The sequence below is a fragment of the Bacteroides sp. An19 genome (assembly GCF_002160215.1).
Lineage (GTDB): Bacteria > Bacteroidota > Bacteroidia > Bacteroidales > Bacteroidaceae > Phocaeicola > Phocaeicola intestinalis.
The window spans coordinates 1-12,383 of sequence record NZ_NFKD01000025.1 but is presented as its reverse complement, the minus strand read 5'-3'; the positions used below and the strand labels follow the sequence as shown (position 1 = coordinate 12,383).

Genomic DNA, 12,383 nt, shown 5'->3' with positions numbered 1-12,383 from the left:
AACTGTTTTCCATTTAAAGATTAAAGTGTTACATTAATACCAAAGTTAAAGGTACGCGTAGCCAGCCCACCCGTCTCCGGGTCTCCATATTCCCATCCGCTGATTGTACATACATTCTTACAGCTTGCCGTTACACGGATACGGTCTACCATGAACTTGCGGGTCCATTTCTTCGGAATGGTATAACCGATAGTGATGTCATCCAAACGGACAAAGCTACGATTATATACCTTATTTACTCCTCCAGACAATCCGGTGTTAGGTCCTGTAGCTTCCAAACGGCAATAGTCATTGGTCGGATTTTCGGGAGTCCAGTATTCCTTTTCCGGCAAATTGAATGCATTGATGATTTGCGAACCACCGTTATCGATATTCAGCCAATAACCGTTCGAACTCTTGTGTCCCATGTACGAATAGAACGAAATAGAGAGAGTCAAGTCTTTCCACAAGGTAAAGTCGTTGCGGAAATTCCAGTAAATAGGAGGAGTGGTGGTGCCTTGATATACTTTATCGTTATCGTTATACACCGGGATACGGGTACCGTCTTCCGCTATCTGGTCGTCTTCCGTATAGTGGTTGATTACCTTCGGGTCACCAGGCTTCTGACCAACCAAAGCAGCTGCGGCAATGTCTTCGGGCGTATTCTGCCATACACCGTCAGTCTCATAATCCCAGATGGTACCGACAGGTTGTCCGATATACCATTTGTTTGAAGTATCGTCCAGTTCGTTACCGTTTTCGTCATACGTATAATAGATGTGGTTGATCTTGTTCTTGTTGATGGAGAAGCCTACCGAGGTGTTCCAAACGAACTTGTCGTTCTCGATGTTGGTCGAATTGACGGCGATTTCGAAACCTTGGTTCTGCACTTCACCCAAGTTTGCCATAATGTCGCTAAAACCAGAGAAGTTCGGCAGACGCTGGCTCATAATCATGTCTGTAGTCTTCTTGAAATAGTAATCCATGTTAGCAGTCAGCCGACCTCCAAAAAACGAAAGGTCAAGTCCGACGTTCCATGCTTTAGTCTGTTCCCATTGCAGATTAGGAGCGGCAAGGCGGCTCATATAAAGCGGATTGACAATAACAGAATTACCATTTTGATAATACACCATTTCACCACCAGCCAAAGCCAAGTTTGCCAAGGTCCTATACCAACCTTCAGGATGATCATTGTCACTGAAATCACGGTTACCGTTTGTACCCCAAGAAAGACGGAGTTTACCCATGTCCCACCATTCTTTCGTTCCTTCCATGAATTTTTCTTCCGTAAAGATCCAGCTGGTACCTAATGAATAGAAATTACCCCATTTGTTATTTTCACCGAAACCAGAAAAACCGTCGCGGCGGAACGATCCGGTAATCATATAGCGGTCTTTAAATCCATAGAACAAACGTCCTAAATAGGAAGCTGCCGAGTAGTGATAGTCGTTTGTACTAAAATTACTTTGTTCTTTATTGGCACCTGAAGTATAGTGGAAACCAAGTGCATCGGTCGGTGTGATGTTACGGGCTTCGATGCGGTCTTGCCAATATTTGTGATCTTCGGCTTCTTGCACCAACGTCAAAGTGAAATGATGGTCACCGAACGTCTTGTCCCACGTCAAGGTATTGTTCAGGTTCCAGTCGAAATTTTTACTCCATTCACGGTCTACGCCCCGGCTGGAAGCTGAAGCATCGGGCAGGTCTGCCGACATCCAGTAACGGTTATAGAACCATTGGTAGCGAGGTGAAATATTAAACTGGTAAGTAATGCCGAACGGCAAGGTTACTTTGGCATTGAAGATGGTGTTCAATACCGTATAGCCTTTTTCCAAATCATAATATTGGCGATAATGGTAATAGTTGTATCCCCCGTTCATGGCAACTCCCGACATAGGGTATTGCTCGTAACCGCCTTCTTCGTCATACATCGAAGCGTATGGAGAGTTGCGAAGCATGTTGCTATCCCAATAATCGCTGCCTAAAGATACTTGGATATCACCGTCCGAACGGTCTTGGAAATTGACGTTGGCACCGATTTCCAGCCAATCGGTAATCTTGGCGTTTACTTTCATGTTGGCACGGTAGGCATTGTAGTCATTGCCTTGTACGGCACCTTCATTTTTCATATATCCAAGCGACATATAATAATTCACCTTTTCGGTAGCCCCCGAAATGCTGGCATTATAATCCTGGTTCAAACCGGTGCGGAACGTAGCGTCATTCCAGTCGGTTACCCTCCCTGCCAAAAAATTCTGATATGCCAAAGGAGCGATATCCAGACCTAAGCGGCGTGCATACAGGCTCAGAACAGAACCATTGTCTACCTCTGAAAATCCGAATCCGGCTGTTCCCGTATTGCTTGCCCATGCATTTTGGTCTGCTGAACTCAGACCCATCGGATTATCAAAATATCCTGCCGGATAAGCCAGGTTGCCATTTCCGTCTTTAGCTTGGTAATAACCGTATAGTCCGTCTTCACCTTGTCCATAGGTATAATACATCTTATACCAGTCCTCACGGTATTTCATGTAACCGGCAGCGTCGTAATAGTCACGGTAAGCCGATTTGTTATTTACGGCAAGATTGGCACTGACATTGATAACCGGCTTGCCTACTTTACCTTTTTTAGTCGTAATGATAATAACGCCGGCAGCTGCTTTTGCACCGTAGATGGCAGCCGAAGAAGCGTCTTTCAGAACATCAATCTGACCGATATCATCCGGATTGATTTCCGATAGTTCACCGAAGAAAGGCATGCCGTCCAATACAATCATCGGGCTGGCATTCGTTCCCAATGAGTTCTGACCACGCAACTGGATACTTGGGCTGCTCTTGGCAGAAGCATCATAGCCAATTTGCAGACCCGGCGTGCCGCGCAATACATCCTGCACGGTAGAAGGATTCTGGTCGGCAAGCTTGGTCGGATTAATTTGCACCACCGAACCGGTCAAGTCTTTCTTGCGCATCGAACCGTAACCTACTACCACCACTTCTTCCAGCGTTTCAGAGTCTTCCTGCAACGTGATTTGAAGTGTTTTGCCCGGAACAGCCTCTACGGTCTGTGTCTTGTATCCTATAAAAGATATTTCCAATACAGCGCCGCTTTTTACTTTTAAAGTAAACTTTCCGTCCAAATCGGTAATGATACCATTATTTGTACCTTTTTCTACTACACTTGCACCGATGACAGCTTCTCCTGTTGCGTCCCGAACGATACCGCTCACTTCGTTCGTTTGCTGTTGGCTTACGGCAGCAGCCGGTTCAGCCATTGCCGTCAAAGGATGACCAGCAATAAAACCTGCACACACCAGTAAAGCAAACAAGGCTTTTCGATTGTTGATAAACGAATCTCCCATTTGTTTTTCAGATTTAAGTTAAACATATTTATTATATAAATACTTATCCCATCAAGTGTTTTTACTTAATCGAATGGTGCAAATATAATAGTTTAATTTAAAAAATAAAATAGAAAAATTAGTCAAAAAAGAAAGAAATTCATCAATATCGCTTTTTAGAAGCTCACCTGAAAAAACTGCATACAAGTCTTACAAGCAATAATAAGCATAAAAACTAAGCATAAATAGTAAAGAACTAAGCATTCTTGATGGAAAAACTGTAAATGCCGAATTAATGCACTATTCAGCCGATATATATATCTTTGATACATATCCACAGAAAACGAAGATATACTGCATTAGTTTGCGATATATACTTACTTGGTAAGAGTACTATTGCATTTTTTATGCTGCCCTATTGACAAATCATTAGCGATACAGAAATATATCTACAGAAAGGGCTCATGATTATATCTCTACATTTTAATTTTCTTAACTACATTCCACCCATTGAGAAAGAAGTCAATTCTATAATTAGCGAAGCATATTGTTTGCACATATTTATATTTGTATAATTCTTTAGATAGGTTTTTCTTGCGTGATTGCGTTTACTTTTAATAGCTTCTACAGTTATTGGCTTTATAGTATTGGAAACAATAAAGGCGTTATCTGGATGGAACATGTCTCTTACTCCATAAGCAGATGTAGCTATAACAGGTATTCCATGCATCAAAAATTCAATGCCAACGTAACTACATTGCTCATGATAAGAGGGGAATAAACCTAATTGAGTAATAGAGTAAAGTTCTAACATTTCCGAACGTTTTTTAAACCCTAATGGTATAACAGATTTAGTCATCTTTGGAGAAATCCATTGGTATATATCGCTCGAACCAGCATATATTAGTTTATAATTGAGTGAAGGGGCTATTTGATCTAATAGTTTTTCAATTTTATTTGCTCCTTTTGAATACGTTAGGCGACCTACAAGTAGTATGAGCAATTCAGTTTTAGGCAAACCGTATTTTTTTCGTATAGCATAACTTTTTTTTTCTTGATATTGCATCGAATAATCTTTCATGCCATTAGCAATTAATCTCACTTTTTTTGAAGGAATTTCATAAAAGTCAGTTATTAATTGATAAGTTGATTGACAGAGGCTTATTATCATATCTATTTCTCTGAAAGAAGTAATAATATCATAAGTACAATATCTTACAAATTTGTCTTCTTGTGGAGATAATATTTCATTTTCATCGCTTTGAATATAATTCATATAAGCAGTTTCATTTCCATTGAAGATTGTTAGCCAAGGCAAATCATGTACGATGTGCATTATTTTAGCTTTGGGGAATAACTTGCGAATTGTTTTTACGTTAAAAATAGCAGGGAAAGAATTGGATATGAATATCATGTTGTTAGTTGGCTTTATACATTCTTTCATATAATGCTCTAAAATAGAAAACCTTTTTTCTCTGATTCGAGGAAAATAAATATATGTAATATTCTCTTCTTTCTTTTTTACTAATTGTTGTTCCGGAGAATCTTCTACGATAACATGGAGATTAAGAAAATTCCATTGTTTCATTCCGTCTAAAAATTCTTTTCGGAATGTGTCATATCCAGAATAAGAAGTGTTATGCGCTTCTAATAAATATACATCAATACCATTTTTGTTATTGGCTATAAAATGCTTTGATAATGTTTTCATAAATTCAAAAATTTGATAATAAGCATAATTATTTTCTCATTTTCATTCAAAGGGTTTGGCAAATAAAATAAAGTAAGTGCCAAAGCTATTGTAATTATTAGCATAATAATAACTCCACTTATAAATAATTTATTGGGAATGGGACCAATAATCCGTCGGGTATTCTTGCTTTTTAATTCTATTTTATTCATTTAATTGAAGCTGTTTTTTTACTAAGGAATAATATGGGCCTTGCATTTTTATTAAATTTTCATGTGTTCCTGACTCTATAATACGTCCATGTCCTATAACGAGAATGTTATCAGCGTCCATAACTGTACTTAAGCGATGGGCTATAATAACTACAGTCTTGTCTTTAAAAAAGGTTTTAAGATTCTCTACTATCTTGTGTTCATTTACTGTATCCAAAGAATTTGTAGCTTCATCTAAAAAAATATAGTCAGGATTACGATAAATGGCACGTGCAATTAATATGCGTTGCTTCTGACCTTGGCTGATACCAATTCCGTTGCGTCCTATCACTGTTTCAAATTTTAGTGGCAATGATTGAATAAAATCATATATACAAGCCATTTTGGCAGCCTTCACCAGTTGTTGGGTATCAATCTCTCCATCGTTTACTGCTATATTGCGAGCTATTGATTCAGAAAATATAACCCCATCTTGCATTACAATCCCACATCGTTTGCGCCAGTATTTTAAATTCACTTTTTTTAACTCGCTTCCTTCTATATAAATTTGTCCTTCATAATGCAGATAATAACCTAACATTAATTTTAGTAAAGTCGTTTTTCCGCTACCGGACAAGCCTACTATAGCCGTAACCTTTTGAGCTGGAAATATTGCATTTATGTTATCTAATGTTTTTGTGCTGGCACATTTGTCATATTTGAAATTTAATTGAGAAAGTACGATACCTTGTTTGAAAAAGGTTCCATCTAAAATTACTTTAGAAACATTATCTTCGTCAGGTTTTTCTTGAATTTCATTTATTCGTTCTAAAGATAATTTTAAATCTTGAAAAGAATAGATGAAACCAATAAATTGAATCACAGGTGAATTTAACTGACCGATAATATATTGAATAGCTAACATCGATCCTAATGATAGCTTCCCTTCTATGACTGCATTGGCTGACATAATTGTTATAAAAATGTTTGTCAGTTCATTTAGAAAAATACTTCCTGCTTCTTGCGTTTGTTGTAATTTGAGTGATTTTAATTGAAGTTCAAATAATTCCGTCTGAATATCTTCCCATAGCCAGCATCTGCGTTGGCAGCAATCTTGTAATTTAGTTTCTTGTAGAGTGTTTAGAAATTCAAACGTATTATTCTGTTTTTCAACTTGTTTTTCAAATAATGCAATGTCTAACATTTTCCTTCTTTTTAGAAATAGCATAATCCATCCGGCATAAAATGATGTACTGATTATAAAAATGAGGAATATTAATTTATTATAGACTAAAAGAACGAAGCCAAATACCAAGAAACTGAGAATCGTAAATAAAATGCTTAATACTTTTTCTGTTAAAAATGTTTGGATGCGTGAATTATCAGACATGCGTTGTACTAAGTCACCGATATGCTTCACCTCAAAAAAGGCCATAGGCAAACGTAATAGTTTAATAAAAAAATCGCTGATTAAGGATATATTTACTCGAATAGAAATGTGGGTCAACAACCAACGCCGTATAAAATCTGTTGCCGTCTTCCCTATAACAATAGCTAATTCTCCTAATAAGACAAGCCAAATAAAATGAAGGTTATGGTTTTTTATGCCGACATCAACAATACATTGGGTAAGGAATGGCATAAGAAGCTGCAATATACAGCCTAAAAACAAACCGGCTACAATTAACCCCAAATGCTTTTTGTAACGGGACAAGTATCCTGTAATCACCTTAAACGGATTTTTGTTCTCATCCTTTCTTATTCGGGATGTCTTAACAAATTTTTGAGTCGGTTGAAATGTTAAAGCTATACCTTGTTCAAAGCCATTTTTTACGGATGAAATCCAGTGCTCTTTAAATGTTTCAGTATTATATACTAACAGTCCTTTCCCGGGATCTGCGACATAAAACCGATTCCGTTTCGTTTTATATAAAACAACGAAATGGTTTTGATTCCAATATAAAATACAAGGAGATCCTATCTCACAAATCTGGTTAACTGTAAACCGTGCCGCACGGGTATGGAAACCTAAATCTTGCCCTCCCTCGGAAATGCCTAATAAAGAAACGCCACGTTTGCTTATTGGACAAAATGCTTCAGTTTCTTCCAACGACAACACTTTTCCATAATAACAGCAAATCATGGCAAGGCATGCAGCCCCGCATTGCATAGAATCGTGTTGCCGTATAAGATGAAACTTCTGAAACATGACCTGTCTTTTCCTTTATTTTTTTCCTTTCGGCTGGCTATTGAACCGCCATTGCGCATGGAACATCACGTAACGGGGCAATACCGTACGGTAGGTCTCTGTCCTTGCCTGTGCATTGATGGTATAGGACACGTTGCTTAAGTCGTGCAAGATGTCATAACCGTCCAACATCAGCAGCAGCTTGCCTTTCAAGGCACGGTAAGTCAGGCGGGCGTTCCATACGAAGTTGTCGGTATTGAGCCGTGCGTCGGTATACCCTCTCCGGTTGTAAACCGTAAAATCCGTAGCTAATTGGAAGTTGGCTGGAAGTTCGAATACGGCATTCAGTCCCGACTGTACCGTCCAAGTGTTCTGTTGCGAGAAGTCTGTCCGGTTGGAGGTGAAACGGTCGTGCTGGGCAGTTACGTTCAATCCTATTTGATGTTTGCCGAAACGGTATTCCGCCCTGAACTCATCGGAAAAGTTCCAATTGTAGATTTTGCTTCGCGTTAGCTGGGGAGAGTCTTGCCCTACCAGGTCAACATTGGTGGTGTGCAAGGCAGCAAACAGGTTGCTTATAAGCCCCCCCCCTATGGGTTGTCCATAGGCGATTCTGCCTCCCGCACTCCAGTTTCCGTTCACATTGTAATAGCTTGCTTCGCGGATACCCGTGCGGGTGTCGTATGTATAACCTTGCGACAAGGCGTTGGACAATACCGAGTAGCGTCCTTCTATCGCCATACGGCTTCTTGTTTCCCTGTTTGTCAATCGGTATTGGAGGCGGGTGTTGAACTGCAGTGCGTTCTTCAGGTCCGGATTCCCTTTCGTGATGTAGAGCGGGTCTGTATCATCCGTAAAGTTGACCATCGTCACCAAGTCCGGCGTTTGGCTTTTCAGTCCCCATGACCAAATAAGCCTGTGGTTGCCCTTACGCCAGTCGAATAATGCTTCTCCGATATCGAATACGACTGATTTGCGGGTGAAAGCCGTATCCGTCCTTCCTCGTTCGTAATCTAATTGTTGTTGTTTGAGCGTGACAGGCAAATTATATTGGATATGGAGGTTTTGCGTAGCATAGCTGTATCCTACGGTTATCCGGTGGTTGTTGTCCGTTTCCCGGCGCAGGTAGCTGTTGTTCCGGTCCAAGGAAGCTTCGTAATCGAATACGGAGGGCATTTTCCCGAACAGGAAGTCGTCTGCCGATTCAAGCGATTCCAATAAGAAGAGGTCGGAAGCCGCCTTTTGATAGAGATGGTCGTAGCGGTACGAAAGGGTCAATACCATGCTTCTTGCCAATGTCCGCGAATAGCTGACTTCCGCCGCTAAGTTGGAATTGAAATCGGGATTGTTCTTGAAGTACCGGTTGACAGTTTGCGCAGGAACGGCATCTTGTCCGTAATTGATTTCATACCGGTTGAAACGCTCGTCATGACGGTTATTATATTTCCCTATCAAATTTACCACCAGCAAGTCATTAGTTCCGGGCATCCGGATGCCTTGCCAAAGATTCATTCCTGTGGATAAAGCATGCCCGTCCTGCCTATTCAACGTCAGGTTACGGTTTATCAAGCTTTTTAATGCACCGTTACTGTTTCCATCGTAGATGTGCCGGACGAAATCGGTTGTTACGTTATTAAACGATTCGTTGAAAGTGGCGTTGATGTCTTCGCTGTAATTGTCCCAGTTCCGGTAGTTGAAGAACGGTTCGGCGGCAATACCGTATCCCTTGGGTGTTTTATAATAGATTTTGTGTTTGGTGTTCAGTGACCACGATTTGTTCCGCGAGCGGTTGAACTGGTAATCATACGTAGAGCCTGTCACCAGGTAGTTGTTGCGTACCACGTCTGTACCGTCTGTTTCGCGGGCTGTCTCACCATTGATGTTTCCGTTCAGCTCCCAACGGTTGTCTAACGTCTTTACATTGTAATCAAAGCCCCCTGATATGGTTTTTCTTACTCCGGTAGGCATTTTCTCGGGAGTCCAAGAAGTTTGTTGTCCGGGTTTGCGGCTATCGTTCAGGTTATTGATATTGAAATAAGCTGCATACTGCCCTTTGGGTGTGAACATCATGGCGAAAAGTCTGCCCAAATAACGGTCTTCACTTCCATAACCTCCTTCTATGTTTATCGAACTCCCTGCCATGAATTCCTTTTTCAGCTTCACGTCCATCACATATTGGCTGTCTCCTAAATCCGCTCCAGCCAATTCGCTTGCCATGCCCCGTTTGTTGTACACTTCAATGTTCTTTACAGTGTAAGCGGCTAAGTTCTGGAGCATCAGTTGCTTGTTGTTATCAAAGAACCGTCTGCCGTTCAGCAGCAGTTCGTCTACGTATTTGCCGCCCACGTAAATGCCTCCGTCATCTTTCAGTTCCACACCGGGCATTTGTTGAATCAGTGCATCGAGCATGCTGCCTTCCGCTAACTTGAAGGCATCGGCATTATATACCAAGGTGTCTCCTTTGTTATAGAATTTCACTTTCGAGGCTTTCACCGTCACTTCATCCAATTGTTTGGAAGCCGTAGCAAGGTAAATTGTTCCCAATTGGAACAGGTATTCACGTTTGCCGAGCTGGGTCAGATCCACATTCATGAAGGCAGGTTCGTACCCGATGGAGCTGACGGCAAAAATGTATTTCCCTTCTTCCCTCGGCAAATCGATGCTGAACTCTCCCGTATATCTTTTTTGATTGTCGGATCCGGTAATGTATTCATCGTATATATATTTGTCGGCACTCGCTAGGGCGACAATCGTGCTGTCGGCAACTTCTAAAACCCTGATTGTAGCAAAAGGAACAGGATTATGAAAGCCTTGGCTTTCCAATACTTTCCCTGTAACCGTTATATTGTCTTTAGCAAAGACCAACGAGGGAAGAAGAAAAAACAAAATGCATAGCTTCCACTTCATTAGAAAATGATATTCGACAACATGCTTCATGGCAAATAAATACTTAAAAACATTTCTATTGTTGAGCTTTTATTGCATAGTGCATCATTAAAAAATCCTCTATGTGTTCTTTAAACAAGGAACATGTATCTTGCTGACGGTCTTCTTTCTCATTCTGTATCCGTCTGTTTGGGCAGCCGCCATCGCATACTGGAAAAAACGTACACGCATTGCATTGAGGGGAGTTTAAATAATCCGCCTCAACCAAGTATTCATACAGCACGGTTTCATGGGTCATCCGTCCGTCAATATAGCCATAACTGCGATTGAAATCACCCACATCATTCCAGCATTTGTAAAGTTCACCTAAGGGACCGATAACAATGGCATTCAGATTTCTGACGGCACATGTATGTGTAAAATTGGAAGGATAAAAAAGATGGCTGCAATAACCGTGGTCTTGATAGGCTGTTTTTAGAAAAGCAGCCATGGCATCGCTGTCATATACGCAATGGTTTCTATCTTCTTTCGAAGGGACTTCGTTTACAAATCCCGGATATACGGAGACATTCGGATAATTCTTAGTACGGAAATAAGCAAGGACATCGAAAAATTCGTTGCTATTTGTACGGTCAATGTTGACCCGGATGCTGATAGCTGTTTGAGGCGAGCGCTTTTGAGCCTCTTCTATGTTTTTGAGGATAGTTTGATAAGTAGGACCTCCGTCTTTCCTGCATCGACGGGCATTATGGGTCTGTTCTGTTCCATCAATGGTTATTTGAATAGATTTGATTTTAAGCTTTTCCAATAAACTTATTTTTTCTGGCGTCAATAAATATCCATTGGTAATCATGCCTGCGCTATATTTTATGCCTAAATTCAGAATCCGTTGAGAAAGTGATTTTATTCTGTCGAATGCTAAGAGCGGTTCACCGCCGAACCATGTAACGTGCAGTTGGGTTACAGATTTGTGTGTTTGAATAAATGTAAGAATGGCGTCTTCCACTTGGTCATTCATGAATATGTTTGAGTGTGTTGCCTCAAAGCAATAGGGACAAGCAAAATTGCAGGCTAAAGTCGGATTTATGGTTAATAGTAGTTTATGAGGATTATACCTTTGTAATAATCGGTTCGATTTGATTTTGTTGATTTCTAACCGGTCATCCACATCAATTACTTTCATTTTACGCAATTGATTGCTGATTTCTTCATCTAAAGTCATTAGAAACCCATTACCTCTTTGGGCGGAGAGAAGTACTTCATATACGCTCTTGTCTAATTCTGCAAAACTATTGGATAACGGAGCATAAAGGAAGTAATTCCCTTCTTTTTCAAAGAGGTAATGGTATTTGGATAATTTCAAAGGCATTGGCAGATAGATTGTTGGTTAAAAAGTGTATAAGCCACAAAAATTTACGTTTCTGCCATCCTGACATATACCATTATGGAATGAAGTGCATGTGTCACTCCACCATCCATCTTCATAAGTCCCGCAATTCCATCCTCCTAATGCTTCTTCTAGTTCCGCACGTAAAAGTTCCTCACTCTTAGGTTCTTCAATCAGTTGAATTTTCTTTAATTTTTTCTTTTCCATGGCTATATAGTTAAAGTTATATTGCAAAAATAGTTTTTTATTTATAACTTGTCATTGCAAATGTATACTTTTATTGATTGTTAACAGTTTGAGCTTATGAACAGATGGTTACATATACAAAGAATCTAAATAGACATTATAGGAAATGAATGTCCGCATTCATCCAATACATACCCCTAAAAAATGAATATGAATGTCCGCATTTCAACAATAAGGAGTTATTTCAGGGAGTTAAAGGGAGTTAGAAGCCAATACTTTTACTAATGGAAACCATAGCAGGACTATTGGCGTTTAACTCCTGTGAGCGAAGCGGGCATAACTCCTTTTAACTCCTTTCCATCCATTGGGATGTTTGCGGATATTCAAAAAATGAATATATACTGCATCCGCAGTTGAATATATACTGCATTCGCGGTTGAATATATACTGCATCCGCCTACGAATATATACTGCATCGGCAAACGCAGTACTACTGCATTTTCAACTCAGTCGAATTGGCTAATTGCGGACATTCATT

General features: G+C 40.1%; 7 protein-coding genes. All 7 read right to left on the bottom strand.

All coding sequences use genetic code 11. The features are described 5' to 3' along the window. Positions 1-20 precede the first annotated feature (20 nt). The 7 genes from B5F25_RS10730 to B5F25_RS10700 all read right to left on the bottom strand — a co-directional run bounded on the left by B5F25_RS10730 (position 21) and on the right by B5F25_RS10700 (position 11,866). Positions 21-3,338, bottom strand: a complete 3,318-nt coding sequence (locus B5F25_RS10730; protein WP_087249525.1) for a TonB-dependent receptor — start codon at positions 3,336-3,338, stop codon at positions 21-23. A 475-nt stretch (positions 3,339-3,813) separates the two neighbouring features. After that, positions 3,814-5,028: a glycosyltransferase gene (locus B5F25_RS10725; RefSeq protein ID WP_087249523.1), complete on the bottom strand. Its 1,215-nt coding sequence runs from the start codon at positions 5,026-5,028 to the stop codon at positions 3,814-3,816. Beyond that, positions 5,025-5,219 carry a hypothetical protein gene (locus tag B5F25_RS10720; protein WP_087249521.1) on the bottom strand — a complete coding sequence of 65 codons (195 nt, stop codon included), beginning with the start codon at positions 5,217-5,219 and terminating at the stop codon, positions 5,025-5,027. Before B5F25_RS10720 ends, B5F25_RS10725 begins: the two co-directional genes overlap by 4 nt. After that, positions 5,212-7,407, bottom strand: coding sequence for a peptidase domain-containing ABC transporter (locus B5F25_RS10715; RefSeq protein ID WP_087249519.1), 2,196 nt, complete (start codon positions 7,405-7,407; stop codon positions 5,212-5,214). Before B5F25_RS10715 ends, B5F25_RS10720 begins: the two co-directional genes overlap by 8 nt. Before the next feature lie 15 nt (positions 7,408-7,422). Then, positions 7,423-10,293, bottom strand: a complete 2,871-nt coding sequence (locus B5F25_RS10710; RefSeq protein WP_087249517.1) for a hypothetical protein — start codon at positions 10,291-10,293, stop codon at positions 7,423-7,425. Positions 10,294-10,348: 55 nt separating this feature from the next. Further along, positions 10,349-11,641: a radical SAM protein gene (locus B5F25_RS10705; RefSeq protein ID WP_087249516.1), complete on the bottom strand. Its 1,293-nt coding sequence runs from the start codon at positions 11,639-11,641 to the stop codon at positions 10,349-10,351. A gap of 18 nt (positions 11,642-11,659) precedes the next feature. Continuing rightward, positions 11,660-11,866: a hypothetical protein gene (locus B5F25_RS10700; protein WP_087249514.1), complete on the bottom strand. Its 207-nt coding sequence runs from the start codon at positions 11,864-11,866 to the stop codon at positions 11,660-11,662. Positions 11,867-12,383 lie beyond the last annotated feature (517 nt).